The 26895-nt window shown below is 51.3% G+C and carries 26 protein-coding genes and 1 riboswitch; of the genes, 20 read left to right on the top strand and 6 right to left on the bottom strand.

What is annotated here, in order from left to right; genetic code table 11:
• Positions 1-215 precede the first annotated feature (215 nt).
• From NST23_RS21015 to rbsK, 7 genes are all read left to right on the top strand, one after another.
• Positions 216-1220 carry a LacI family DNA-binding transcriptional regulator gene (locus NST23_RS21015; RefSeq protein ID WP_173596789.1) on the top strand — a complete coding sequence of 335 codons (1005 nt, stop codon included), beginning with the start codon at positions 216-218 and terminating at the stop codon, positions 1218-1220.
• Between the two features lie 36 nt (positions 1221-1256).
• The gene (locus NST23_RS21010; protein WP_122963814.1) at positions 1257-2204 is read left to right on the top strand and encodes a nucleoside hydrolase; all 948 of its coding nucleotides are present in this window, start codon (positions 1257-1259) and stop codon (positions 2202-2204) included.
• A gap of 29 nt (positions 2205-2233) precedes the next feature.
• Positions 2234-2824, top strand: a complete 591-nt coding sequence (locus NST23_RS21005; RefSeq protein WP_122963815.1) for an ECF transporter S component — start codon at positions 2234-2236, stop codon at positions 2822-2824.
• 91 nt (positions 2825-2915) lie between these two features.
• Positions 2916-3671 (top strand): energy-coupling factor transporter transmembrane component T, encoded by a 756-nt coding sequence (locus tag NST23_RS21000; protein ID WP_122963816.1) that lies wholly within the window; start codon positions 2916-2918, stop codon positions 3669-3671.
• Positions 3668-4534: an energy-coupling factor ABC transporter ATP-binding protein gene (locus NST23_RS20995; protein WP_122963817.1), complete on the top strand. Its 867-nt coding sequence runs from the start codon at positions 3668-3670 to the stop codon at positions 4532-4534. The genes NST23_RS21000 and NST23_RS20995 overlap by 4 nt, the downstream gene beginning before the upstream one ends.
• Positions 4531-5328, top strand: a complete 798-nt coding sequence (locus NST23_RS20990; RefSeq protein WP_242774801.1) for an energy-coupling factor ABC transporter ATP-binding protein — start codon at positions 4531-4533, stop codon at positions 5326-5328. The genes NST23_RS20995 and NST23_RS20990 overlap by 4 nt, the downstream gene beginning before the upstream one ends.
• Before the next feature lie 26 nt (positions 5329-5354).
• Positions 5355-6257 carry a ribokinase gene (gene rbsK / locus NST23_RS20985; RefSeq protein WP_340964515.1) on the top strand — a complete coding sequence of 301 codons (903 nt, stop codon included), beginning with the start codon at positions 5355-5357 and terminating at the stop codon, positions 6255-6257.
• Between the two features lie 100 nt (positions 6258-6357).
• Here rbsK and NST23_RS20980 read toward each other — a convergent pair whose 3' ends face one another.
• Entirely contained in the window at positions 6358-6909 is a 552-nt protein-coding gene (locus NST23_RS20980) for a PadR family transcriptional regulator (protein WP_122963820.1), read from the bottom strand.
• A 253-nt stretch (positions 6910-7162) separates the two neighbouring features.
• On the opposite strand from NST23_RS20980, the gene NST23_RS20975 reads away from it, so the two are divergent.
• A complete protein-coding gene (locus NST23_RS20975; RefSeq protein WP_340964513.1) occupies positions 7163-9307 on the top strand; it encodes an ATP-dependent Clp protease ATP-binding subunit in 2145 nt (714 codons plus the stop codon).
• A 93-nt stretch (positions 9308-9400) separates the two neighbouring features.
• On the opposite strand, the gene NST23_RS20970 is transcribed toward NST23_RS20975, so the two are convergent.
• The 3 genes from NST23_RS20970 to NST23_RS20960 form a co-directional block, all read right to left on the bottom strand.
• Entirely contained in the window at positions 9401-9760 is a 360-nt protein-coding gene (locus NST23_RS20970; RefSeq protein ID WP_340964510.1) for an SH3 domain-containing protein, read from the bottom strand.
• 47 nt (positions 9761-9807) lie between these two features.
• On the bottom strand, positions 9808-10404 hold the full coding sequence (locus NST23_RS20965; RefSeq protein WP_122963823.1) for a YqaA family protein: 597 nt from the start codon (positions 10402-10404) through the stop codon (positions 9808-9810).
• 153 nt (positions 10405-10557) lie between these two features.
• Positions 10558-11907 (bottom strand): aminotransferase-like domain-containing protein, encoded by a 1350-nt coding sequence (locus tag NST23_RS20960; RefSeq protein ID WP_122963824.1) that lies wholly within the window; start codon positions 11905-11907, stop codon positions 10558-10560.
• 133 nt (positions 11908-12040) lie between these two features.
• Here NST23_RS20960 and NST23_RS20955 point away from each other — a divergent pair, with 133 nt between their 5' ends.
• The 8 genes from NST23_RS20955 to NST23_RS20920 all read left to right on the top strand — a co-directional run bounded on the left by NST23_RS20955 (position 12041) and on the right by NST23_RS20920 (position 20655).
• The gene (locus NST23_RS20955; protein WP_340964506.1) at positions 12041-12988 is read left to right on the top strand and encodes a DMT family transporter; all 948 of its coding nucleotides are present in this window, start codon (positions 12041-12043) and stop codon (positions 12986-12988) included.
• A 190-nt stretch (positions 12989-13178) separates the two neighbouring features.
• Positions 13179-14165, top strand: coding sequence for an ABC transporter ATP-binding protein (locus tag NST23_RS20950; RefSeq protein ID WP_122963826.1), 987 nt, complete (start codon positions 13179-13181; stop codon positions 14163-14165).
• 44 nt (positions 14166-14209) lie between these two features.
• Positions 14210-15013, top strand: a complete 804-nt coding sequence (locus tag NST23_RS20945) for an ABC transporter permease (RefSeq protein WP_063228172.1) — start codon at positions 14210-14212, stop codon at positions 15011-15013.
• Positions 15010-15807, top strand: a complete 798-nt coding sequence (locus tag NST23_RS20940) for an ABC transporter permease (protein ID WP_122963827.1) — start codon at positions 15010-15012, stop codon at positions 15805-15807. The genes NST23_RS20945 and NST23_RS20940 overlap by 4 nt, the downstream gene beginning before the upstream one ends.
• Positions 15808-15852: 45 nt before the next feature.
• On the top strand, positions 15853-16908 hold the full coding sequence (locus NST23_RS20935; RefSeq protein ID WP_173596794.1) for a polyamine ABC transporter substrate-binding protein: 1056 nt from the start codon (positions 15853-15855) through the stop codon (positions 16906-16908).
• Positions 16909-17000: 92 nt separating this feature from the next.
• Entirely contained in the window at positions 17001-18476 is a 1476-nt protein-coding gene (locus NST23_RS20930; protein WP_340964503.1) for a copper resistance CopC/CopD family protein, read from the top strand.
• Positions 18473-19108 (top strand): YcnI family copper-binding membrane protein, encoded by a 636-nt coding sequence (locus NST23_RS20925; RefSeq protein WP_340964501.1) that lies wholly within the window; start codon positions 18473-18475, stop codon positions 19106-19108. The genes NST23_RS20930 and NST23_RS20925 overlap by 4 nt, the downstream gene beginning before the upstream one ends.
• 305 nt (positions 19109-19413) lie before the next feature.
• A complete protein-coding gene (locus tag NST23_RS20920; protein ID WP_217022355.1) occupies positions 19414-20655 on the top strand; it encodes an MFS transporter in 1242 nt (413 codons plus the stop codon).
• A 453-nt stretch (positions 20656-21108) separates the two neighbouring features.
• On the opposite strand, the gene NST23_RS20915 is transcribed toward NST23_RS20920, so the two are convergent.
• Together NST23_RS20915 and NST23_RS28495 are read right to left on the bottom strand one after the other, a co-directional pair.
• Positions 21109-21894, bottom strand: a complete 786-nt coding sequence (locus tag NST23_RS20915) for a hypothetical protein (RefSeq protein ID WP_122963831.1) — start codon at positions 21892-21894, stop codon at positions 21109-21111.
• A gap of 23 nt (positions 21895-21917) precedes the next feature.
• On the bottom strand, positions 21918-22256 hold the full coding sequence (locus NST23_RS28495; protein ID WP_441299847.1) for a golvesin C-terminal-like domain-containing protein: 339 nt from the start codon (positions 22254-22256) through the stop codon (positions 21918-21920).
• A 696-nt stretch (positions 22257-22952) separates the two neighbouring features.
• On the opposite strand from NST23_RS28495, the gene NST23_RS20910 reads away from it, so the two are divergent.
• The 4 genes from NST23_RS20910 (at position 22953) to NST23_RS20895 (ending at position 26825) form a co-directional block, all read left to right on the top strand.
• Positions 22953-23099: a hypothetical protein gene (locus NST23_RS20910; protein ID WP_281868108.1), complete on the top strand. Its 147-nt coding sequence runs from the start codon at positions 22953-22955 to the stop codon at positions 23097-23099.
• A gap of 209 nt (positions 23100-23308) precedes the next feature.
• Positions 23309-24394: a ribosome small subunit-dependent GTPase A gene (gene rsgA / locus NST23_RS20905; RefSeq protein WP_173599913.1), complete on the top strand. Its 1086-nt coding sequence runs from the start codon at positions 23309-23311 to the stop codon at positions 24392-24394.
• 139 nt (positions 24395-24533) lie between these two features.
• Positions 24534-24635: riboswitch (purine riboswitch) on the top strand.
• Positions 24636-24893: 258 nt separating this feature from the next.
• On the top strand, positions 24894-25484 hold the full coding sequence (locus NST23_RS20900; RefSeq protein ID WP_173596797.1) for a xanthine phosphoribosyltransferase: 591 nt from the start codon (positions 24894-24896) through the stop codon (positions 25482-25484).
• Between the two features lie 33 nt (positions 25485-25517).
• Complete coding sequence (locus tag NST23_RS20895) at positions 25518-26825, top strand: nucleobase:cation symporter-2 family protein (RefSeq protein ID WP_122963835.1); 1308 nt, start codon at positions 25518-25520, stop codon at positions 26823-26825.
• The last annotated feature ends 70 nt before the right edge of the window (positions 26826-26895 follow it).

Raw genomic sequence — 26895 nt, 5'->3', positions numbered from 1 at the left:
CCTGCACCAGAAAAAGGGTGAGGGTGAGGCACTTAGCAAGGAGGTTTGTCCAAGAAAAGCTCCATAGTAGTCCCATCATAAATCGGGGACTAGGGTGAAGCAAGGAGTATTTTTTTTCGGAAAACTGCAAAAACAATACGTTGACAACCTGTGTGAAAAGGACTATTTTGTTAAGTAAACGATTACGTAAACGTTTACCTAAAAAGGGTGAGGGCATGGCGATTACGATTAAGGACATTGCCAAGAGAGCAAACGTATCAACCGCAACGGTTTCACGGGTGATCAACAACAAATCGGAAGGCATCTCGCCGCAGACGCGGGAGTACATCCAGTCGATCATCAAGGAGCTGAATTATCAGCCAAATGCATTGGCTCGCGGGTTGATCACACGCAAGACAAGCACGATCGGGCTGATTCTTCCCGATATCACCAACCCGTTTTTTCCGGATTTGGTGCGCGGGATTGAGGATGCCGCAAACAAGGCAGGCTACAGCGTATTCCTAGGCAATTCTGATGACAATGCGAAAAAAGAAAAGAAATACGTCCAGTTGATGACAGAGAAAAAAGTGGACGGCATCATCTTCTCCAGCACGGCGAAGTATTCCAAGGATTTGTATGACGAGCTGATCGCGGCCGACATTCCAGTCGTCCTGATTGACCGGGGAGAATCCGGAGACGCTTACAGCGGTGTTTACATGAAAAATGAAGAAGGCGCTTACATGGCGACGAAGCATTTGCTGGAGCAAAACCACACGCGGATCGGCTGCATCAGCGGGCCGCCAAGCGTGCAGAACTCCCAGGATCGTGTCGAAGGCTACAAGCGAGCGTTGGCCGAAGCAGGGATTTCCGTTCAGGAATCATGGATCGTCTCTGGCGGCTATCGGATCGACGGCGGCTATGAGGTCGCGAAAAAAATGCTGGCTGACGGAGAGGTCACAGCGATTTTCGCCTGCAACGACTTGATGGCAATCGGCGTCTACGAAGCCGCGCAGGAGCTTGGCAAAAGCATTCCGCGCGATGTATCGGTCGTAGGGTTTGACGACATCCGGCTGATTTCCACCCTGATGCCCAAGCTCACAACGATTCGCCAGCCCGCCTACCAGATGGGCAAGGAAGCGGCGAAAATCTTGATTCAAAGCATCAAGAAAAAGGGGATCAAGCAAAAGGTCGTGTATTGGGAGCCGGAGCTGATGATCCGCCAGAGCACAACCAAACTGTAATCGTCACCAAGCCACCAAAAAAGGGAGAGGGAAGCGATGAAAAGACCGATTATCATGGACTGCGATCCCGGACATGATGACGCGCTGGCAATCTTGCTGGCGCTCGCATCGGACAAGCTGGATGTGAAGCTCATTACGACAAGTGCCGGCAATCAGACGCCGGACAAAACGTTGAACAACACGTTGAAGCTGCTCAGCTTTATCGGGGTAACCGATATCGAAGTGGCAGGAGGCGCTCCCAAGCCGTTGGTACGCGACCTGATTATTGCCGAAGATATTCACGGAGAGACAGGCATTGACGGCGCGGACTTGGGCGAGGCGAAGTTTGCCGCGAGCAACAGAAGCGCGTTGGATGCGATGCGTGATGTTTTATTGAATACAAAAGAAAGCGTTACCATTGTGGCGACCGGGCCGCTGACCAACGTGGCGATCCTGTTGAACGCCTACCCGGAAGTGAAAGAAAAGATCGAGTGCATCTCGCTGATGGGCGGGGCCTGCTTTGGCGGTAACATCACGCCAGCAGCCGAGTTTAACATTTACGTTGACCCGGAGGCAGCCGATATCGTCTTCCGCTCCGGAGTTCCGATCATCATGAGCGGCCTTGATGTGACGCTGAAAGCGCAGCTGTTCCAGGAAGATATCGACCGCATTCGCCACATCGGCAACAAGACAGGCCAAGTCATGGCAGGCTTGCTCGACTTTTTCAATCTTTCCAACACGCCGCATTTTCTGGCAGAGCCGGGACATGTGGAGGGCTTGCACATGCACGATCCTTGCGCAGTCGCGTACTTGCTTGACCCGACGCTGTTCCGCGGACTGGATTGCTACGTCGAGATTGAAACATCCGGCCGTTTGACCACAGGCTGCACCGTCGTGGACTACAACCGCGTGACGGGCAAACCGGCGAACGCCAAAGTGCTGTTCGAGATTGACAGAGCACGTTTTGCAGATATGCTACACGCTGCCATCAAGCAGTTTGTATAAAAATTTTTCAGCAAAAGGAGGATTCTGGTATGAAAACCGGCATCAAGAATGACTTCACTCTCATGGCAATCCTGCTGATTCCTGTTTGCGTCGCCATCAACATGGTCGGCTTCCAAATTGCTCAACTGCTTCGTCTGCCTATCTTCTTGGACAGCATCGGCACGCTGGTCATCGCCATGGTAGCAGGTCCGTGGGTAGCGCTCGTGGCAGGCTTGATTACCAACCTGATCAACTCGATCTTCAACCCGGTTTATCTTCCCTTCTCCCTCGTTTCCATGGCAGTAGGCTTGGCAGCAGGCTTCCTTTCCATGAAAGGGATGTTCAAGAAGGTTTGGAAAGTAATTATCGCGGGCATTATCCTGGCATTCGTCTCTACTATTATTGCGGCTCCGATCACTGTCATTTTGTTTGGCGGCGTTACCGGTTCGACTGGCGGAGCGATTACCGCTGTCTTGCTGGCATCCGGCCAACAAATCTGGACGGCTGTGTTCTCCACACAGTTCATTCAGGAAATCGGCGACAAGCTGCTGTCGGCATTCATTTGCTTCCTGATCGTTCGCAACATGTCTGACCGCTATTTGTCCAAGCTTAACTACGGACAAATTTACATGAAAGACTAAACGTGATTCATCGCTGTCTGGTTCTTTGGGCATCTGTTCGAGGAGGCCAGGCAGCGATTCATTTTACCCCATGGAAGAGGAGGTAAGGATTATGTCGCAAGCTGCCAAGACCAACTACATCCTTAACTTGTATCCCACAACGAAGCTGTTGTTTACTTTGTTCATCGCGCTCTCCGTCTTCATCGTCCCAACCTACTGGTACGCTTATGCGATGCTGCCAGTGTGCCTGATCATCGCCATTGCGGCGGGGCAGGGCAAGGAATTTATCACACTCGTTCGCAACGGGCTGTTGATTCTGCTCGTGTTTATCTTCCTGATGCAAGCCTTTTTCTATCCGGGCGCGCAAATTTTGTGGCAAGCAGGCATTTTGAAAATCACCCAGGAAGGCATTTTGTACGGCTTGAATATGACTTCGCGGATTTTGGCGATCGGTTCGGCGTTCATCCTGTTTTTCCGCATTACTTCTGTCAAAGACTTCGTGTATTCGCTTGAAAAGCTGGGTCTGCCTCCAAAAGGGGCTTATGTCGTACTGGCGACACTGCAAATCATTCCGGAAATGAAAAAGCAGACGAGTGTCATTATGGATGCGCAAAAAACGAGAGGTGTGGAAACGGAAGGGACGATGATGGTGCGGGCAAAAGCGTTTCTCCCGACAATCAGTCCGCTGATCCTCTCTTCGCTGGCAAGCACGGAGGAAAGAGCGATTACATTGGAATCGCGCGCTTTTTCTGCGCCAGTCAAGAAAACACACCTGTACGAAATATATAAAACCAAGCATGACACGGTCGTGCGGATCGGAATGCTCGTTGCCTTGCTGATTCTGATTGCGGGGAGGATTTTGTTATGAACAGCGTAATCAAAATATCCAACATGAGCTACAAATACCCGACGGGCAAGGTCGACGTCCTGAAAAACATCAACATCGAGATCGAAAAAGGACTGCTGTACGCTGTGGTTGGCCCCAACGGCGGAGGGAAAACCACGTTTTGCAACGTCCTGCGCGGGTTCATTCCGCATTTTTATCGGGGGGACTTGCGCGGCGAAGTGCTCGTCAACGGGAAAAACATCGTCGAGAGCACATTGGGCGAGTTGTCGTTGTCTGTCGGCTTTGTCTTCCAAAATCCGTTCATTCAAATCAGTGGCGTCAAAGAAACGGTGTTCGAGGAAGTCGCCTACGGACTGGAAAACCTCGGGGTGCATCCTGACGAGATTCGAACGCGAGTAGAAGCGATTTTGAAGCTGGTCAAGATCGAGCATCTGCGTGACAAAAATCCGTTTGAACTGTCCGGCGGTCAGCGCCAGCGCGTCGCTTTGGCCTCGATCATCGTGATGGAGCCGGACATTTTGGTCATCGACGAACCGACCTCGCAGCTAGACCCGCAAGGTACGGAAGAAGTTTTCGAGATCATCCAGATCATGAAGGAAAAAGGCAAGACGATCATTCTGGTCGAGCACAAAATCGAACTGATTGCCGAATTTGCGGATCGCGTCATTTTGCTGCACGATGGCGAAATCGTCATGGAGGGCACAACGCAAGACGTCCTCTCCGATGAAAAGGCGCTCTCCTACGATGTCATGCTTCCGCAGTACGCCATGCTGGGACTGGAGCTGAAAAAACGCGGAGTGCCGCTGCGCAAAATCCCGATTACCGAAGAGCAGGCCGTCGAAGAAATGAACTGGTGGATGGCAGAAAGGGGAGTTCGCATATGAGCTTCATTTCCTTGAAAAATATCACTTTCGCTTATCCGAACGGACATACAGCGGTAGAAAACGTCTCCATGGAGATTGGCAAAGGCGAGACGGTCGCCATCGTCGGCCAAAATGGCGCGGGCAAAACGACGGCGGTAAAGCTGATGAATGGCTTGTTGAAGCCGACCAAAGGCGATGTTATTATTGATGATTGGAATACAAAAGAGCATACGACCGCGCAAATTTCGCGCAAGGTAGGCTACGTGTTCCAAAATCCGGATGACCAGATCTTCCATAGCGATGTCTACAGCGAAGTCGAGTTCGGGCCAAAAAACCTCGGCTTGTCTGTAGAGCAAACGAAGGAAAATGTCATGAAAGCGGCGAAGCTGGCTGGGATCGAGCCGTACTTGCAGGAAAACCCGTACAATTTGCCGTATTCCATGCGCAAGTTCGTGACCATGGCGGCAGTAGTGGCGATGGATTGCGATGTGATCATTCTCGATGAGCCGACCGCAGGCCAAGACATGCAAGGGATGCAACGCATCTCTTCCCTGATCGCCGCCTTGAAAAGCGAAGGCAAAACCGTCATTACGATCACGCATGACATGGAGTTTGTCGTGCAAAATTTTGAGCGTGTCATCGTCATGGCCCACAAAAATGTAGTAGCGGATACGAACAAGCGGGACATTTTCTGGAATCACGCGATTTTGGAAGAAAGCATGCTGAAGCAGCCGCACATTAGCAGATTGAGCCATACGCTCGGCTTGCCAAAGCAAATTTTGACGATCGAAGAATTTGTAGAGACCATGCTGTAAAAAGCGGCTGGGGGAGGTAGCACGTTGTGAAAATCGCAGTAGTAGGAAGCATCAATATGGATCTCGTCTCCCACGTCCACCATCTGCCCAAGGCAGGAGAAACGATTGCAAGCCATGACTTTATGCTGATTCCAGGCGGAAAAGGGGCGAATCAGGCAGTTGCTGCCGCACGTCTGGGCGCGCACGTATCCATGATCGGAATGGTGGGCGAGGATGAAAATGGCACCATCATGCTTGCGGGCATGACAGAGGCGCAGGTTCATGTCGAAGGAATCAAGCGCGAGGGTACGACTGGCATGGCCTTCATCAATGTCAGCGATGACGGGGAAAACAACATTGTGCTGGTTCCCGGAGCCAATGCACAAGTGAGCATAGAGCACATCGATGAGAACCTGTCGATTATCGAGCAGAGCGACGTCGTGCTGTTGCAGCTGGAAACCCCGCTCCACGTCGTGGAATACGTCGTGAAAAAGGCAACTGTGCTCGGCAAGCTGGTCATTTTGAATCCGGCTCCGGCAAGGGCACTCTCGCAGGAACTGTTACAGCATGTGCACACCTTGACGCCGAATGAAACAGAGCTGGCCATTTTGAGCGGTCTGCCCGTCACGACGCCGGAAGAAGCCGGGGAAGCGGCGAGAAAGCTTTTGGCAAGCGGTCCGAGACGGATCATTGTCACCCTGGGCGAAAAAGGCGCGCTTTTGGTCACGGAGGAGAAAACCGTGCATGTGCCTGCTTGTCGGGTCGAGCCAGTGGATACGACTGCGGCAGGCGATTCGTTTACCGCAGCTTTTGCCGTGGGCATGGCAAAAGGGATGTCGGATGTGGAAGCAGCCGGATTTGCCAGCAAAGTGGCTGCGATCGTCGTGACCAGACGCGGGGCGCAGCCATCGCTGCCCACGCTGGCAGAAGTAGAGGCGCACTCCTTTTAGCGAGCGTCTGTACCCTCCTGTCATGTCATGGACGAAAACGAAAGAAAAAGCAAACGTGTTTTGGAGCGCAATGTTCCAAAGACGCGTTTGCTTTTTGTTTTTAGGAACGCTTCTGCAACAGCTCCAACACCCACTCGCACCAGGCGATATCTTCTTTCATGCGCCGTGATCCCCATGAAAGCAGCAAATAATCCCCAAATTCCGGATGGTTCGGATGGTCGGGCGGATACGAATGTTCGGCAGAATCACTCTCGTACTCCTTTAAGTAGTGCTCGTACATGTCCAAATGCTCGCGACATTGCTGGATGCGCTCGACAAACATCGTAGAGGCCGCTTTTTCGTCCGCCAATCCGAGGCAGTACGTTTTCAGCACCAGCTCGTCACGCAAAACAGGCTCTGCTGCCGGCTCGCTAAGCCAGACTTTTAGTGCAATCTGTCCTTTTTCTGTAATGGAATACACTTTTTTATCAGGACGATCCGTCTGGTGGATGCGAGTGAACTCCAGATAGCCCTCCTGTTCCAGCTTCGCCAGCAGCGGGTAAATTTGGCTGTGCTTGGCCTGCCAAAATGGTTGCAGCTGGAGCATCAAATCATAGCCGGAGCTTGGTGTGCGGGCAACCAGCCCGAGGAGTCCATACGCGAGTGTGTTCAAAGTGAAAAGCCCCCTGACTTTAGCGAATATCAACCTCATTATAGGAAGGGTTTTCTGGCGAAGCAAGAGAGAACCTGCGTCCTGTATAGCTTCTCCCAAGCGAAAGCAGAAAATCCAAAGTTACCCTCTTGAAAGTCAAAGAAGGTCAAACTATAATAAAGTCATCGAAGGTCAGAAATGGTCAAACAACCATTGACCTGTCGAACACACAAATAAGAAAAAATCCAAAAGCATGATTTTGGGGGTATGAAACATGCAATGTGAAATCTGCAAACAACGACAAGCAACTGTGTCCGTCCATATACGCGTGCAAGACAAGCAGCAAGCCTACAACCTGTGCCGGGAGTGCAATGCCAAGCTCGGCAGCAAAATGGGAGTAGGGATGGGCTTCAGCCCGTTCTCTTCCTTCTCCGGTCTGGACGACTTCCTGCAAGGCTTCGCACAAGCGCAGGCCCATGCAAAAGGCGGTCAACAGCCGAACATGAAGGGACAGGCGACAACTGCGGACCGAGGCGGCCTTCTGGACGAACTGGGGCGCAATCTGAACGATGCGGCCCGCGCAGGGCTGATTGATCCGGTCATCGGACGCGACCAGGAAATCGAGCGTGTGATCGAGATTTTGAACCGCCGCAACAAAAACAACCCGGTGCTCATCGGGGAGCCGGGTGTAGGGAAGACGGCAATTGCCGAAGGTCTGGCCTTGCGCATTACGGAAGGTCAAGTGCCTGCCAAGCTGAAAAACAAGCAAGTGTACGTGCTGGACGTGGCTTCTCTGGTCGCAGGCACGGGGATTCGCGGACAATTCGAGGAAAAGATGAAGCAAGTGATTGCCGAGCTGCAATCGCGCAAAAACGTCATCCTGTTCGTGGATGAAATTCATTTGCTGGTGGGAGCAGGCTCTGCGGAAGGCTCGATGGACGCCGGAAACATTCTCAAGCCTGCCCTGGCGCGCGGCGAGCTGCAACTGGTTGGGGCCACTACCTTAAAAGAGTACCGCGTCATTGAAAAGGATGCCGCGCTGGAGCGCCGCTTGCAGCCTGTGATGGTCAAAGAGCCGACAGTGGAGGCCGCTATCGAGATTTTGCAAGGACTGCGTCCGAAATACGAAGCTTTCCACCAGGTCGCTTACTCCGATGACGTGCTCCGCGCCTGCGTCGAATACTCGCATCGTTACATCCAGGATCGCTTCCTGCCTGACAAGGCGATCGACCTGATGGATGAAGCCGGATCGCGGCTGAATCTCCGCTCTTCTGCGGCAGATACGAGCGAACTGCATGAGCGCCTGGCGCAAATTAACCAGGAGAAAAAAGCAGCGACCGAGCAAGAAAATTACGAGCAAGCTGCCCGCCTGCGCGATGAAGAAGCGGAAATTCTCGGCAAGCTGGATCAGCTTGATGGGGCCGCTAATCGCACGAAAGTGGAAGTATCAGATATTCAGGAGATGATCGAGCAAAAAACAGGCATCCCTGTCCGCAAGCTGCAAAGCGACGAGCAGGAGCGGATGAGAAATTTGGCTGCGCACCTGGAAGCCAAAGTCATCGGGCAATCGGAAGCTGTCGCACAGGTCGCCAAGGCGATTCGCCGCAGCCGCGCCGGGTTGAAGCCGAAAAATCGGCCAATTGCCTCCTTCCTGTTCGTCGGACCGACTGGCGTAGGGAAGACAGAGCTGTCCAAAGCGCTCGCCGAGGAGCTGTTCGGCACGAGAGATTCGATGATTCGCCTCGACATGAGCGAATACATGGAGAAGCATTCCGTCTCCAAGCTGATCGGTTCGCCTCCAGGCTATGTAGGCCACGAGGAAGCGGGACAGTTGACCGAGCGAGTGCGCCGCAATCCGTACAGCATCATTTTGCTGGATGAGATCGAAAAAGCGCACCCGGACGTCATGCACATGTTCCTGCAAATTTTGGAGGATGGCCGCCTGACAGACAGCCAGGGCCGCACCGTGAGCTTCAAGGAAACGGTCATTATCGCAACGAGCAATGCCGGAGTGGCTGAGCGCAAAAAAGCGTTAGGCTTCGGCGCCGAGGAACAGCAGCCTGGCACTGTGCTTGATTCGCTGGGAGCGTACTTCAAACCGGAATTTTTGAACCGCTTCGACTCGATTATTTCTTTCGCTCATCTGGAAAAGCAAGACTTGGTGCAAATCGTGGAGCTGCTGCTCCAGGAAGTCGTGCTGAATCTCGGCGAGCAAGGAATCGAGCTTGAAGTGACAGACGCTGCCAAAGAAATGTTGGCTGAGCTGGGCTACAATCCCGCTTTCGGGGCACGCCCGCTGCGTCGCGTGATCGCCCAGCAGGTCGAAGATGGCATCGCCGATCTGTTGATGGAGGAAGCGGATGTGCGCAAGATCGTAGTGGAAGTTGAGGAAGAAGCGATTCGCGTGAAAAAAGCATAAGGGTTTGTCCCAAAAAGAGTCCCTGTCGGCTAGACAGGGACTCTTTCTTTCCTATATAGAGATAGAAGCGAGCGTTTGCACAAAAAGAGATTGCTATTGGCTTGCAAGCTGAAGATTTCGCATCGGAACCCATCCGTATTCCCGGTTGGTGGACATACACCATCCCCAGCCATTCAGCTCTTGGAGCAACTCAACCGTATCTCCTTCATTTACATCTAGCTCTTTTGCGGAGTAATTTTCCGTAATGATGCCGTCCTTGTCCTTTGCTTGAATAATCTGTTCAGGCACCCAGCCTTCCATGCTATGGTCAAGCGTATAGCAGTACCTCCAGTTCCTCCAACCGTCGGGATCATCGTCGACTCGACCGAGTATGACGGTTTGACCTTGAGTCAATTCAATGGGGGTAGGGTAGTTTATTCGGTGCTGAATCATGACTTTATATGTTTGGCTCATATTGCAGCTCCTTTCTGAATAATGATTCAAGCCAGGCTACAAGCTGATCATTCCCCTGCTTGCTTGTTGGCAGTTTGCATCAGCTGTTTTTTGGCCCGCATTTTTCGCACCAAAAGTCCGATCAGCAAAATCGGGATCATCAGCAAGAACACGTACAGGGAGGCGTGACCGACCATATTTTCCGCCATCCGCCCGTAAAAGTAAAACAGGAAACCGACGAGGTAAAATTTCACAGCTCTGCCGATTGCGGCATAACCGATCAGCTTCCAGAGCGGATAATTCAGACATCCGGACAAGATCGTGAATACTTTGAACGGAATCGGGGTGAAGGAGCCGACAAAAATGGCGACTTCGCCTCTTTTTTGAAACATCTCGGTTGCCGAGTCAATCCACTCTTTTTTGAGCAGTTTGTACAGGACAGAGTGGCCGAGCAGTTTGCCGAGAAAGTAGCCCACGGGTGTACCAACCAGACACGCGATATATCCTGCGGTTGCAATCCATAAAGCAGCGGATGGATCAATCAGGCTTAATGAAACTTGCAGAAAGAATACAGGAATGGGGAAGATGACGGCGTCTGCGAAAGAATGGATGACGACTCCCCAAATGCCGTATTCCATCAAAAAATCTAAAACGTTCTGAACCATTTCATTCTCCTTTGTCCATCTCATGCGATCCGCCTGCTGCGACGGATAAAAATGGGTAGAGTCGTGTGGCGTAACGATGTTGTATACAAATTAAGACGGATATTCCCGAAATATGGTTACGGTTGCTGCTTTTGCAAAAACTTTTTTCTTTCATTATAACCGCATCGCATGCAATACTGCCATCAACTCGTCAATTCCTTTTTCCACCGATTCGGCCTTGGCGTTGGATACATTCAGCTTCAAAATATTTTCCCGGGGAAACAGGGGCAAATAATGCCTGTCTGCCGCTTCCAACAAGATCGAGCGTTTTTTAGCCAGCTGGATCAGACGGGATGCGTCAACTCGCGGGTCCAGCACAAGATGCGTGTGAATCCCCGGATAAGGCAGAGGGCGAAACGCAAACAGAGCGTCAGCGCGGGCTGCATGGGCGAGCAGCGCTTCTGTCAGAAGCTTCGATCGGAGCTGATACGATTGGCGGATTTTTTGCCTGTGCCGTTCAAACATGCCGCTTTTCAAATAAATTTCCAGCGCGGCTTGGGACAGCATGGAGCTATCGATGTCCCGCAGCCGTTTGAACTGCAAAAACGACTCGCACAGCGCATCGGGAATGACGGCGACACCGAGGCGCAGCCCGGGAAAAATGATTTTGGAATAGCTTTTCATGTAAATCGTCCGCTCGAAACGATCGTAGGAGAACAGCGGGTCTGCCTTGCTGTCATGCTCCAAATCTGCCATATGGTCGTCTTCCACGATGTAAACGTTGTAGCGGTGGGCCAGTTCGGCAATGCGCTGTTTTTCCTTGCGCGTATACGACGTTCCGAGCGGGCTGTGAAAGCGCGGCATCGTGTAAAAAAATTTGATCTTTTCTGTCCGGAAAATGCGCTCCAGCTCGTCCAGATCAATTCCTTGCGCCGTTCGCATGATCCCAGTCACCGGAATGTTGTGCATCTGCAAGTAATCGATAAACAGATGGTAGCTCGGCTGCTCGATCAGGACGGTTTCCCGCCCGTTGGGGAACGGAATCGTACACAAAAGCGACAGCGCCTGCTGAACGCCGGATGTGATGAAGATGTTCGCTGGCTTGGCAAAAACCTGATGGTTGGCCAAATGCTTGGCGATCACGGGGATTAGCGTAGGCAGCCCTTTGGCGGTGCCGTACAGGAACAGGTCGTTGCGGTATGTCTCAATCGCTTTGTTGATACAGTGTTGAAAGTCAAGGTACGGAAACACGTCAGGATCAGGGGCAGAGGTGGCGAAGTCGATGCTGTTACAGTTGTTTGGCTCGCTGTCTCGCTGCTTTTTGACGACGTAAAAGCCGCTGCGGTCTACCGAGTAGATCAGATGACGTTTCTCCAACTCGTTCAGCGCCTGGATCACCGTGCTGTTGCTGCATTGATATTGGGTTGCCAACTCGCGGATGGACGGCAGCTTGTCGCCATCCTGGTAGGTGTTGCCCTCGATCAGCGTCTCCAACTCGTTCTGCAATTGCAAATATTTATGCATGAAATCCCTTCCTGGCGCATGGACTTTGTATCGGTACAGATCGTCTTTTTTTGCATTGTAGCATGATTGCCGCCCCATTACTATGAAAGCAGGAAATAATTGCTGCATAGGCAACGATTGGGGAGAGATCAGCTTGAAGGATCAACATAAAGCTATAGGGGCCGCACTTTTGAATGCCATGATCGTCGGCTTGTCGTTTATTTTCGTAAAAATGGCGCTGACGTCAGCCACTCCGATGGACGCGATGGCGCACCGCTTTACGATCGCTTTTGTCGCCGCGACGATTCCCGTTTTGTTCGGATGGGTCCGGCTGTCGATCAAGCCGCGCGACATTTTGGTCATTTTGCCATTGGCTTTGCTCTATCCGGCGCTGTTTTTCGGGCTGCAAACGTTTGGACTGGTGTACACGACCGCGTCGGAAGCCGGGATCATTGTCGCCACCGTTCCGATTTTCACGATGGTCATGGCCGCTTTTTTTCTCGGCGAGACATCTACGTGGCTGCAAAAGTTTTGTACGCTGCTGTCTGTAGCAGGTGTCGTGTTCATTTTCGCGATGAAGGGCGCAGGGGTAGGGATGGGCAGCAGCCTCGGCACCATTTTGATCTTGCTCTCGGCCTTGTCGCTCGCGGGGTATAGCGTGTTGGCGAAGAAGATGACGAAAGCCTTCCATTATATAGACGTCACGTATATGGTTTCCGTAATCGGCTTTTTGGCCTTCAACGCGCTGGCCTTGATCCAGCATGGCGCAAACGGCACGCTGTCGGAGTTTTTCCTGCCGCTCACGCATTCGTCGTTTATTATCTCGGTGCTCTATTTGGGTGTGCTGTCTTCTTTGGTGACATCTTTCATGACGAATTTTGCCTTGTCGAAAATGGAAGCGTCGAAGATGAGTGTTTTCAACAACTTGTCAACGCTCGTGACGATTGCCGGGGGTGTGGTGCTTCTCGGGGAGCAGATCGCCTACTACCATCTGCTTGGCGCGCTCATGATCATTCTCGGTGTCATCGGGACGAATTTCCTGGGAAAGAAAAAAGGAACCGCGGTAGACACCAACGAGAAGCTCAAATCGCAATCTTTGTAAGAACAAACGCACAGGAAAAACGGAGCAGAGACTGTTGGGCTGCTCCGTTTGTTTTTGTCCGCTGACAGGAGGGACCAGCCGCAAAAAAATCAGGACCAATGCGGGTGAAACTGTTTACAAAAGTCGACATACACGATATAGTTACCTAGATTGTTGCTATGAGTATAATGACATATGGTGAGATGACGGAATGAAAACGATTATTCATCTGGATTCAATTGAAAAAAGCTTTCACGGTACTGTCGTCGTCCCCTCTTTTTCTCTCTCCATTGAAGAAGGGGAGTTTTTGACGTTGCTCGGCCCCAGCGGCTGCGGCAAGACGACGCTTTTGCGGATGATTGCAGGGTTTGAGGAGCCGACTTCCGGGGATATTTTCCTCGACGAGAAGCCGCTCACCCATGTGCCGCCTTATCAGCGGGATATGAACATGGTGTTCCAGCAGTACGCCCTGTTTCCGCATATGACTGTCGAACAAAACATTTTGTTCGGTTTGAAAATGAAAAAAGTAAGTGCAGCAGAGCAAAAACAGCGCCTGGAGGAAGTTTTGCAGTACGTGCAGCTGACCGAGCTGAGAAAACGTACGCCAAAGCAACTGTCCGGCGGCCAGCAGCAGCGTGTGGCGATTGCCCGGGCGATCATCAACAATCCGCGCGTCCTTTTGCTGGACGAGCCGCTTGGCGCACTGGACTACCAACTGCGCAAAAGCTTGCAGCTGGAACTGAAAAATCTGCAAAAGAATCTCGGGATCACGTTTATTTACGTAACCCATGACCAGGAAGAAGCAATGGCCATGTCGGACCGGATCGCCGTCATGAACAAAGGACGGATCGAACAGATCGCTTCTCCTGCCGAGATTTACAACCATCCGCAGACGCTGTTCGTCGCTACTTTCATCGGGGAAAACAACATTTTCCGCGACAATGGGACGAATACAGCTGTCCGCCCGGAAAAGATCAAGCTGTACCAGCCAGAAGCAGACAAGGACAAGCACAAAAAGCTGGGAACGATTGCTGACGCGGTATTCCTCGGCAACCTGCGCAAAGTGTTCATCCGCCTCGACGGTCAAGACATGACAGTCATGGCCCATCAGTACGCAGGAGACGGTCTGGACTGGAAGGTGGGAGATCGGGTAGCCATTGGTTGGGCGCAGACGGACGAGGTGATCCTGACTTGTTGAACAAAAAGCCGGTAAAACTGCTCGCAGCACCCGCCCTTTTGTGGATGGGTGTGCTTTTCGTCCTGCCCATGCTTATGATTGCGCTGATGTCCTTCCTCAAAAGAGGCACATACGGGCAAGTTGTCTATGAATTTACGCTGAACAATTACGTGCGCATTTGGGACCCGCTGTACGGGCAAATTTTTGCGGACACGCTGGTAGTTGCCATTTTGACAACGGTGTTGTCGATCGTGTGCGGCTATCCGCTTGCGTATTACATTTCCCGCCTGGAAAAGTCGTCCCAGCAAATTTGGCTGTTGCTTGTGATGATTCCGTTCTGGATCAACTTTCTGGTCCGTTCCTACGCCTGGGTGATCATCCTGCGCTCCCAGGGGGTCGTCAATACGATTTTGCAATCATTAGGGATTATTACGGAGCCATTGCCGCTTTTGTACAATTCCGGTTCGGTGCTTTTGGGGATGGTGTACACGCTGCTGCCGTTCATGGTGCTGCCGATTTACGTGTCCCTGGAGCAGATGGATCGCCGCAAGCTGGAAGCGGCGTACGATCTGGGAGCGACTCCGTGGAGAGCTTTCTGGCACGTTACGCTGCCGATGACCAAAACAGGCGTCGTCACCGGATCGATTCTCGTCTTTGTCTCCTCGATCGGGATGTTCGTCGTGCCGGACGTGATGGGCGGGGCGAAATCGGCCCTGATCGGAAACGTGATTCAGAACCAGTTCCTTTCGGCGCGTGACTGGCCGTTTGGCTCGGCATTGTCGATCGTGTTGATGCTGTTGTCGATGCTCCTGATTCTTCTGTACTTCCGCGCTGTCAAAGCGGGCGAGGCAAAGGAGGGGGCAGCATGAAAACGTGGCGCAGACATACGCTTTCCGGCTACTCTTGGCTGATGCTGGTCTTCTTGTACTTGCCGATTGCGATTCTCGTTCTATATTCGTTCAATGACTCGCGGATCAACGCGACGTGGAACGGGTTTACATGGAAGTGGTACGTCTCCTTGTTTGACAACAGACAAGTCATGCAGGCGCTCATGAACAGCCTGTCCATCGGGGTGATCAGCAGCGTGCTGGCAACGGTTTTGGGCACGGCTGCATCGCTCGCCATCAAGCATTACTCCTTGCGCTGGCGCAATGTCGTCAACGGGCTGATCTACTTGCCGATTGTGATTCCCGAGATCATGATGGGACTTGCCCTTCTCGTCTTGTTCAGCCAGGTGCACATGGAGCTGGGCAAGTGGACACTCATCATGGCCCACGTGACGTTTTCCATGCCGTATGTGATGGTGATCGTCTCTGCCCGCCTGGCCGATATGGGCAAAGAGCTGGAGGAGGCGGCGCAAGATTTGGGCGCTACCCCGTGGGGAACATTGCGTCATGTGACGCTGCCATTGATCATGCCCGGAATCGTCGCTGGCTTTTTGATGTCGTTTACTTTGTCGCTCGATGATTTCATTATTTCGTTCTTCGTGGCAGGTCCTAATTCGACCACGCTGCCATTGTACATTTACGGCCTGGTAAAACGCGGCGTATCCCCGGAAGTCAATGCGCTTTCGACGCTGTTGATCGCAAGCACGGTGCTGCTGGTGATTATTGCCGAGCTTTTCCGCCGCAAAGATTCTAAAAACGGTCAGATTCACTTTTAATTGACCAGACGTATCCCATACCGATTTGGAGGTTGAGAAGAAAAAATGAAACGTTTCAAATCCATGATGATCGGCGCTTTGAGCGCCGTACTCGCAGTGACAGCTGTCGGCTGCTCCTCGTCGTCCGAACCCGAGCAGCAAGTATTGAACATCTACAGTTGGGCAGACAATTTTGACCTGGATGTCATCAAAGATTTCGAGCAAAAGTACAATGTCAAAGTCAACTACGACGTGTACGGCAGCAACGAGGAAATGCTGGCAAAAATCCAGGCTGGTGCATCGGGCTACGATTTGATTCAGCCGTCCGATTACATGGTGGCAACGATGATTCAGCTCGGCCTTCTCGAAGAGTTGAACAAAGAAAACATTCCGAACATGAAAAACATCGTGTCTACGTTCAAGACGCCTCCTTTTGACAAGGAAAACAAATACTCGCTCGTGTACACGTGGGGAATCACCGGGATTGCCTACAACAAAAAGTATGTCAAAGAAACGCCGACAAGCTGGAACGATCTGTGGAACGAAGCGTACAAAGGTCGCGTCATCATGCTGAACGACCCGCGCGAAGTGATGGGGATGGCTCTGATCAAAAACGGCTTCTCCAACAGCACAACAAACAAGGACGAGCTGGCAAAGTCGTTCGCTGATCTGAAAAAAGTGCTGCCGAGCGTCATGGCTTTTGATACGGACAACATCAAGCAAAAAATGATCGCGGAAGAAGCGTGGATCGGTACGGTCTGGTCTGGCGACGCTGCGATTATTAACGGACAAAACCCGGATGTGGAGTACGTCATTCCAAAAGAGGGCGCGACGATCTGGGCAGACACGCTGGCGATTCCAAAAGGAGCCAAGCACAAAGATTTGGCGGAGAAATTCATCAACTACTTGATGGAGCCGGAAGTCAGCGTGAAAAACTACGAGTCGATCGGCTACAGCAACCCGAACGAACAGGCATATCCACTGCACAGCGAAGAATATCGCGCGAACAAAATGATCTTCCTGGACAAAGCGGACATCGCCCGCGCCGAGTGGCTGGTTGATGTCGGAGATACGTTGCAAGAATACGACCGCTACTGGACTGAGATGAAGAGCGGCCGATAAACCGAATTGCCACAAGCAGAAGAACCGAGATGGGATGAATGAAGCATCCTGTCTCGGTTTTTGTTTTGGGCACGGATGGGGTCAGGACGATTATGGAAAAATTACCTGCACCAGGGAAAGAAGGGCGGGAACGCCAGTTTTTGCTTCAAAAAATCGTCACAGCAGATAGCCCGATGGAGCCATACAGAAAAGTAGACGATTTTGATAGGATTAAGGACGAAAAGGCGAAGGAAGTAGGTGATATGCTGATGCACAGCATAAAGCGACTATGGACCGTGCTTTCGCTGGCCTTTTTTCTGGTGCTTGCGATTGGAACGAATTTGGCTTACGCCCATGCCGGCATGATGGGCAGCAGTCCGCAAGACGGCGAGCTGCTACAGACGAATCCGGGGCAAATCTCCATGAGGTTTACCGAAACACTGGAGCCTGACCTTGTCACCATACGTTTGTTTGATTGGGACGGGAAAGAAATACAAATGCAACGCCCGACTCTTCAGCCGGGAGACGCTTCGCAGGCCAATGCGCAGCTTCCGGCCGATTTGGCGGAAGGCACGTATTCCGTCATCGTCTCGGTCGTGTCCGAGGACGGCCATCCGGTAGAGGAGCGCCTGACCTTTTCGATCGGGCAAAAGAGCGCGGTAGTCGTGCCGCCGGGTGAAAACAAGACCGACACGAATTACTTGATTGTGTATCGCTACCTCGCCCAAGGGATCATTTTGCTGGGCGGCGGACTGTATTTGATCGCAGCGTGGGGACAGCGCTACGGCTTGCCGAAGCTCGCGGCACTGATCGGAATCGGCAGACAGATCGGCTGGGCGCTTGCGATCGTGGGACTTATTTTTCTCTGGTTCTTGTACGACGAATCGCTGAAGGCTGTTTCTTTGACCGACGCCTTGCTGCATGTGGACAGCAACTTGCTGATGCAGTCTCCCTTTGCCGTCATGCTGATCGTCTCCTTTATTCTCTTGCTGCTTTTGGCGATACCGGGCATGGTGTCTGGCTGGTATGCGGGCATATGGGTGTTGTTGATCAGCGCGCAAGCTTTTGGCGGTCATGCTTGGGGAATTGCTCCCGTCTGGCTGTCGATCGTGCTGCGGCTGCTGCATGTGCTCACAGTGGCACTCTGGCTGGGGGCGCTCGTCTACCTGCTCTTGGTGTCCAAAGAGGCGGAGCGGGGCAATGAGCCGTTCAAGCGGTTCTTTTTGCGCCTGGTTGCGACAGCGGCTGTGCTTGCTGTTGTGACGGGAGTATTCATGCTGCTCGTACAAACGGACGTGACGAGCATTCTCGCAAGCTCGCTTGCCTGGAACTACCTGCTGTACGGAAAAATCGTCAGCGTCGTCATCATGCTGGCGCTCGCCTACGGACAGACAAAGCGCTGGCGGGGAAGCAACCAGTTGCAGAGGAAGTGGCTGCGCTGGGAAATCGTTTTTGGCATCGTCGCTGTGTTGGCAGGGCTGTGGATGAGTCAAACCAACTACCCGACCGACGCGACAAACAAAACAGACACGACAAACACACAAGCCGCTTATGCAAGCAGCGACAAACTAGGAGGGTTTTCTCGATGAACATGAAAAAATGGATGAGCAGTGTATTGGTGGCAGGAGCTGTCCTGACGCTCGCGACAGCAGCACAGGCGCACGTCAACGTCTATCCGAAAGAAACGACTACCGGATCGTATGAAAAATACACCGTTCGCGTTCCTGTAGAAAAAGACGTCAACACAGTGAAGGTAAAGCTGGAATTTCCGGCTGGCGTAAAAGTAAACACCGTTCAGCCTGTTCCTGGCTGGAGCTATGAATTTGAAAAAGACAAGGACGGCGTGAACACAGCACTTGTCTGGACAGCGACAAACGGCGGGATCAAAGCGCACGAGTTCATGGAGTTCGCTTTTGTCGGGGCGAATCCGAAAGAAGAAGGCACGCTGGCGTGGAAAGCGTACCAAACGTATGCGGACGGCGAGGTAGTGGAGTGGACAGGCGACAAGGACGCCAAGACTCCAGCGTCCGTGACGACTGTCAAAGAAGGTGTTGGCGAGGCTGGACACGATCATGGCCATGGTGCAGCAGAAGCGACAACTCCGGCTCCTGCGACCGGTCAAGCAGCAGCAAGCGCAGGCACAAGCAACACGTTGCCTCTGGTGCTTTCCGGACTGGCGCTCTTGCTCTCCATCGTGGGGCTGTTCAGAAAGAAAGCATAAGAGAGAGTAGCGGAGAAGAAACACGGCGGGAAAAACCGTGCAGCGAGCAACATGCTGCGCGGTTTCTTATTTTCCCCTACCTTTTTGGGCGGAATCTCCTTATAATTATGACTAATTACTTTCGGAGGTGTTAAATGATGTCAGTCATCAAATTGGAGCAAGCAAGTAAACAGGTAGGAAAACAATACAATCGGCAGTGCGGCACGTGCGGTTTTTCTTCGCGATAAGGAACGATTGAAGTAGCCTGTTCACGGCTGAAAAATGACGGAACGTGTCCTCTGCCAGAATAGGTGGAGACTGCTTCCATGGTTATGAATGCAACGACTGTATATATGGTCAAACGTTTTATGGCGTCACTCGCCAACACGACGATGTTTACGACTTACGCGATCTTTTACATCGCGACATTGGGCCTGAACCCGTTCGAGCTTTTGCTGGTCGGTATGGTGCTGGAGCTGTCCGTCCTGCTGTTTGAGGGCGTGACAGGCGTGGTGGCCGATACGTACAGCCGCCGTCTGTCCATCATCATCGGGATGTTTCTGTTGGGGATCGGCTTTGCGCTGCAAGGGATTCTTCCTGTGCTCGATGGCTGGCTGCCTTTTGTCTCTGCGTTTGTTTGGGTCTTGATTGCCCAACTGTTTTTTGGCGTGGGCGATACGTTCGTCAGTGGAGCCGACACAGCGTGGATTGTGGATGAAGTGGGCGAGGAAAAGCTGGGCAGCATCTTTATGCGCGCGAAGCGTTACTCGCTTTTGGCGAATATGCTCGGAATCGGGCTGAGTGTGTGGCTGTCTACGCTGGCCCCGAACTTGCCGTATTTGTTTGGCGGGTTGATCTACCTGGCACTGGGCGTTTTTCTGATCTTCTTTATGAAGGAAACGGGCTTTACCCCAAGAGAGAGGGAAAAAGGCACGTCCCAGTGGAAAGAGATGAGCGAGACGTGGCTGTCGGGAGCGCGCGTCATTCGCAAAGAGCCGATTTTGCTGTTGATTTTGCTCGTGACGCTGTTCACAGGAGCAGCTTCCGAAGGGTATGACCGCTTGCATGAAGCGCATTTGATTTCCGAGATCGGCTTCCCGCAGGTTGCCGGGATTTCCATGGCGATGTGGTTCGGAATCATCGCTGCGCTGTCCAGCTTGCTTGGGCTGTTCGCTGTCAGCTTTGCCGAGAAGCGGCTGGATGTCAACAACGAGCGGATCGTCGTCGTCGGCATGTTCGTGTTGACGGCTTTGAAAATCGCTGCGGTCATCGCTTTTGCTACCGCCCCCGATTTTGGCTGGGCGCTGGTTGCCTTGCTTATGATCGGCGTGATCGATTCGCTCACCAGTCCCTTGTACGAGACGTGGCTGAATTTGAATATCGAGAGCAGTGTGCGGGCGACGGTTTTGTCGATGATGAGCCAGTCCAACGCACTTGGACAGACGATGGGGGGACCTGTAGTCGGCTGGATCGGGCATCGGCTGTCGATTCGCGCTTCCTTGATTACGGCAGGCTTGCTGCTGATTCCGATTCTCGCTGTGTTCGGTCGAGTGCTGCGTAAACGTTAGACGGTGCATAAATGAAGGAAGAAACGATCTCCGCGGATTTGAAAAGTAACTGATCCAATTTCGATAGAGTAATTCTATACTCGTCGTTTTGCTCGCACCTGACTTAATAGGAAGAGGTAGGCATCGACTTAACGCGGACCCTGTTAATTCTTTCATACGGTTTTTAAGTACTGTTTATAAAATCCTTTCACTTACAACTTCAAGACCTTCATCAATGTCCTTTGTAGCCAGTAGTTGCCACATCGCTGCCACTTCAGTGCCGTCTAGGGGATCAGCTATATCCCAGTAAATAATAACACCCTGCATTCCCGATTCTGCTATCCCCTCGCAAAGATTTAGCTTGAATGAACAAACGCAGCTACTTCCCTTTTCTTTCATAACAAGGAAAAATGCAAAGAGAACCAGCTAGTTGGGGTTCTCTTTGCATTTTATATTTGATATTAATATTTTACTTTACTTAAACAACTTAAACGTTCCCGTGTTTTTCTTATTATTAAATTCGATGCTTTCAAAATACTGACTTTGTACTTCATCATCATCATCATACAGTACTGTTTTTAAAACTATCCCAGTTTTGTTGTCTATCCAGAATTTCTGCCTGTCCCCAATTTTAAGTTGTGCATTCGAGATTTCAATCACGGTTACATCTCTTTCCAAATATTTTTCCTCACCAAGAACATTCATGTCGCCTCTTCTAAAAACACTTTGTACATACATTTCGGGGTGAAGCATCTCATTGACGTTCCCAATTGGAAGGAAAGTACCGTTTAAGTTAAGCTTAACTTCGTTATCATCTTTCTTATTTTCCTTTAAATTTTGTGATTCCCTTATACTTTGTGTTGGAAATGGATTAGACTCAACAATTTGACCTTTGTCTTCCTTGATTTGTACTGATTTTCCATCGTTAACTGCTTCAAAATAAACGTCCTTATCATTTGAATTAGGAATAAACTTTACGTAATAACGATCAGGCTGCGCTATAACTACCTCGGTTATAGAATTTTCTACTTCACCCGTTTTGACGATAGTCCCTGAAAGGGAACCGTAATTATCGTTGGCTTTAAACATTTTTGCACCAATGATTGGTTCTTCTTTTAACTCTGCTACTGAATTGACGTATTGTGATTTCGAATTAGCCTCCGTTATTTCCGGTTTACTAAGGTGCATATATCCATATATACCGACTCCTAAAGTGGCACCTGCAACAATACTGCCTATGATCTTTTTTGAATTGCTCATGATAGTGCTCCCCCCTGACAAATTTAGTTCTTAAATCGAACTTCGTCCCAAACAACTTTGGATGACGAAGAAGCCAAATTATTTGACATACCTATTGATGAGTAGCTATCTCCATAATATGTTCCTAGAATAACCCATTCATTAGAATAGTTGAGTTGATTTACATTAAGATCTACCCTTTGCCCATCTTCATACCAAACATGATATTTGACGGAACCAGTAGAATTACAACTCGGAATGTAAACCGCGTATTCAGTACGTCCATTAAGTTCTTTGGCCCACTCTCCCGTAGAAGTTGGACTACTGCTACCATAATACCAGTAGCTTTTACCATCATAACCGCAGCTACTCGTACTATTCATTACCCCTGACGACCACCACCCTGAGGAAATATCCCCATTATAGACGTAAGATGTCGCGGCGAAAGCGGAAATTGACGACAATACGGATAACGTAAGTAGCAGTGTAAAAACTACTAAAGACTTGCGAAGTTTCACAAGAATCCCCCTTACTTGTAATTATTTTACATATTTATAAATACATCATGTTCTTTTGTAAATAAAGGGACTTTTCTCTTATTATTGTAAAATTAGTGTTTTATATGATTTCAATGTTATAAGGATGACATTAAAAATACATCTCAGCATTATAACCTACGCACCGGATGGTTAGTGGCTTCAATAACTCTATCGGAGGTCATTCTGTGTTGTGCTTTGAAAATAACGTATTGTAATACTTTTACCATGTTCGGTAATGAAACTTTTGGCATGTGTCCGATAGGCTGCATGCCTTTTTGATGCGCATGTGGGCAGGCTGACCGTTCCAACTGATTCCAAAAGTGGGAGCAAGCTTGTGGTATACTTAGGTAATAAACATTTTTTCTTGTAGGATGGAGAGGGAGTGGATACAGATGGAAGTTTTTATTCTCATCGTCGTCGTATTTGTAATCTTAGTCATTGTCTTTGCAAACAAAGCCAAAACTGGCACAAGCAGACGCTCGTACTCAAATTCTACCGATAGCAGCAGCTCCTTCTACGCCGACAGCAGCCATCACCATCGTGACCGTGATACAGATGGAGATTGGAGAAGCAGCGACAGCGGCAGTGACTACAGCAGCAGCGGCAGTGATAGCGGAGGCGGAGACAGCGGCGGAGGCGGCGGTGGAGACTGACGCTTTTGCCACGCCGCGTTGTATGTTACAATGATTGGGAAAATGATTCCAAACCATAAATGGTGCGGTCTTGAAAAGGAGAGATGTTTTATGTCAAACATGAAAAACGCTCAGAGTGTAGGAAGTTTCGTCGCAGGAATCCTCCTTTCAAGCGGAAAATAACACCGTTCACAAAATGAGGATTCGACTGCGACTGGTGTTGGCGTACGGCCAATCATTAACCATTTGCAGGGGGAATCCGTAGTGAATCAAGCAACCAATCAATCAACATTGCAATCTTTGGGCTGGAATGAGCATTTTGCCAATCTGTTTGCCCCTTATGCCGAAGAAGGCTTCAGCGTGGGAAGAATCTCGCTGGAACATAAACGCATTTACCGTCTGATGAGCGAGCATGGCGAGCTTTTGGGCGAAGTCACGGGCAAGCTGCGCTATGAGGCGACGGGTCGCGAGGATTATCCGGCGGTAGGAGACTGGGTAGTCATCAAGGCGCGTCCCGAGGAAAAGAAAGCCTCGATTCATGCGCTGCTCCCGCGCAAGAGCAAGTTTTCGCGAAAAGTGGCCGGGGAAACGGTCGAAGAACAAATCGTGGCAGCCAACGTCGATACGGTCTTTTTGGTGACTGCCTTGAACAACGACTTTAATATACGCAGGATGGAGCGTTATCTCATCCTCGCCTGGGAAAGCGGAGCCAATCCGGTGATCGTGCTGTCCAAGGCTGATTTGTGCGACGATCTGGAAAAGTGCATGGCTGAAGTGGAAACCGTCGCGATCGGCGTGCCCGTGCACGTAGTCAGTGCAGAGCAGGGAGAAGGGCTGGAACAGCTCGCACCTTACCTGGGCAGCGGACAGACGGTGGCGCTCATGGGCTCGTCGGGGGTCGGCAAATCGACGCTGATCAACAAGCTGAGCGGAGCAGAGCGTCAAAAAGTAAGCGGCGTTCGCGACGGAGATGATCGCGGGCGGCATACGACGACGCACCGTGAGCTGTTCCAGTTGCCAGGCGGCGCTCTCATGATCGACACGCCGGGAATGAGAGAATTGCAGCTGTGGGAAGCCGATGAAGGATTCCGTGGCGCTTTTGACGATGTCGAGAAGCTGGCGGAAGACTGCCGATTCAGCGATTGCCAGCACGGGCGGGAGCCGGGCTGTGCCGTCCGGGAAGCGATTGCGGATGGCACATTGGAGCAGGCTCGCTTCGACAGCTATTTGAAACTGCAACGGGAACTGGCTCATCTGGCGCGCAAGGAAGACGCCAGGCTGGCAGCGGCCGAGAAAGACAAATGGAAGAAAATGACGATGCAGCATCGCAGCAAAAAGCCTAAGCGATAAACGAAAAGACCCTCGAAGCTTCGGGGGTTTTTTCCGTTTTTCAGCAAGCAAAAACAGCTTGGTAGACTTTCAGAAATTTACCCTTGATCACAGCAAGCCAGTTGTGATAGATTTGGTCAAGACCCAGCAAACAGGCTGGGTAATAGGCAGAAGAAGTGCTCGTATAATTTTGGGAATAAGGCCCAACAGTTTCTACCGGGTGACCGTAAATCGCCTGACTACGAGTGAAATAGCGTCTGTTTGGCATCGCGGCTGCCGTTCCTTTGTTCTTCGCAACAAAAGGAGTGGTTTTATCCCGATCCGAACGATGCTGACACGCATTTGTTGGCGTGCTGCACCTAAAGGGAAAAATGCCCCGAAGGACAGTTTCACTTGGCGTTGGTTTTATTACCTGAGCCTGCTTGTGAACTGTCCGTTCGGGGCTTTTATTTTTTTCACCAGGTTTGAGCGAGTGGCGTTGGCAGGCAACGTCCGAGTGTTGATGGAGGAGGAAGAACAGATGAAAGAATTGCAAGAGCGCATTGTCCAGGACGGCAAAGTGTTGTCCGCATCCGTGTTGAAGGTGGATGCGTTTTTGAACCATCAGGTAGACCCGCAGTTGACGATGAAAATCGGGGAGCGCTTCGCCGAGCTTTTCGCAGGTGAAAAGATTACGAAAGTATTGACGATTGAGGCAAGCGGGATTCATTTTGCGCTGGCGACGTCGTTTGCCCTCGGTGTGCCTTTTGTATACGCGAAAAAGAAAAAGGCCGTGACGCTGACAGAAGACGTGTACTCGGCTCCTGTGCACTCGTTTACCCGCCAGGAAACGTATCAGATCAGTGTGTCCAAGCAGTACCTGTCTGCCGATGACCGCGTGCTGATCGTCGACGACTTCCTTGCGACAGGAGCAGCCTTGATTGGGTTGACCCAAATCATCAAAGATGCGAATGCTCATCTGGTCGGCATCGGAGCCGTGATCGAGAAAAGCTTCCAGGAAGGTCGCGGACTGCTGGAGCAAGCGGGTGTGCGCATTGAATCGTTGGCCCGTATCGAGTCCATGTCGCCAGAAGGCATTCACTTTATTCAACCGGAATCTGTTCGCGTCTAAAACCGATCGATCAAGAGGAGAGAAGATTACTTCATGCTATCCAAACAAAAGATAGTTACTTTAGGTTTGCAGCACGTTTTGGCGATGTATGCCGGTGCTGTTGTCGTGCCGCTCATTATTGGCGGGGCTTTGAACCTGACTCCCGCCCAGATTGCCTATTTGATTGCCGCTGACTTGTTTACGTGTGGGATCGCCACCCTGTTGCAGGTGATCGGCACGCGTTACACCGGGATTCGTCTTCCGGTCGTGCTCGGCTGTACGTTTACAGCGGTAGGGCCGATTATTGCGATTGCCTCGACGAGCAATTTGGCGACGGCCTACGGGGCCATTATCGTTTCCGGTTTGTTTGTAGTATTGGCAGCTCCCCTGTTTGGCAAGCTGCTGCGGTTTTTCCCGACGGTGGTGCAAGGTTCCGTCGTGACGATCATCGGCTTGTCGCTCATTCCTGTGGCGATGAACAACGCGGCTGGCGGCCAGGGCATGCCTGACTTCGGTTCCCCGCGAAACTTGCTCCTCGCTTTGGGGACATTGGTTATCATTTTGGTTATTAACCGTTTCTTTACCGGATTTATTCGGGCGATTTCTGTCCTGCTCGGCCTTGTGATCGGTACGGTCGTGGCGTACACGATGGGCATGGTCAGCTTCGCCAATGTGGCGGAGGCGTCCTGGTTCAGCGTGGTCGAGCCGTTCTACTTCGGCACCCCGCAATTTTCCATCGTGGCGATTGTGACGATGATTCTGGTCAACATTATCAGTATGGCTGAGTCGACTGGCGTTTATTTTGCGCTTGGAAAAGTAACCGATACGAAGGTTACGGACAAAGACGTAGTCAAAGGTTTGCGCGGGGAAGGAATCGCGATCGTTTTGGGCGGTGTTTTCAATGCCTTCCCGTACACAGCCTTTTCGCAAAACGTTGGTCTGGTTTCTTTGACAGGCATCAAAACGCGCGATGTGATGATCGGAGCCGGCGGCCTGCTGGTTGTCCTCGGCCTTTTGCCGAAGCTGGCTGCCCTGACGACCGTTGTGCCGAATGCCGTGCTGGGCGGCGCCATGATCGCGATGTTCGGCATGGTGGTAGCGTCCGGCATCAACATTTTGTCGCAGGTGGATCTTCGCCAAAACGAAAACTTGCTGATTGCCGCTTGCAGTATCGCAGTCGGTCTTGGCTCCGCGGCTGTTCCAACGATGTTTGACCAACTGCCGACTTTGGCGAAAATGATGCTGCAAAACGGCATCGTGACAGGCTCGCTGACTGCTGTGATTTTGAACATTTTGCTCGTTCATACGAATAAAAAAGTGCAACAGGCTCCTGTGCCGAGTACGATCTCAGAAGCTTCCTGAGGCTTGTCAGGCAATCGTCAGTCTATTAAAAAGATGAAAACCGCCATTCTCTAGCTGTGTGCAGAGGATG

Origin of the sequence: Brevibacillus sp. FSL K6-0770 (assembly GCF_038000275.1) — a bacterium.
Classification (GTDB): domain Bacteria; phylum Bacillota; class Bacilli; order Brevibacillales; family Brevibacillaceae; genus Brevibacillus; species Brevibacillus parabrevis.
Note: the sequence above shows the minus strand (reverse complement) of the source record. Positions and strands in the feature narration are given on the sequence as shown.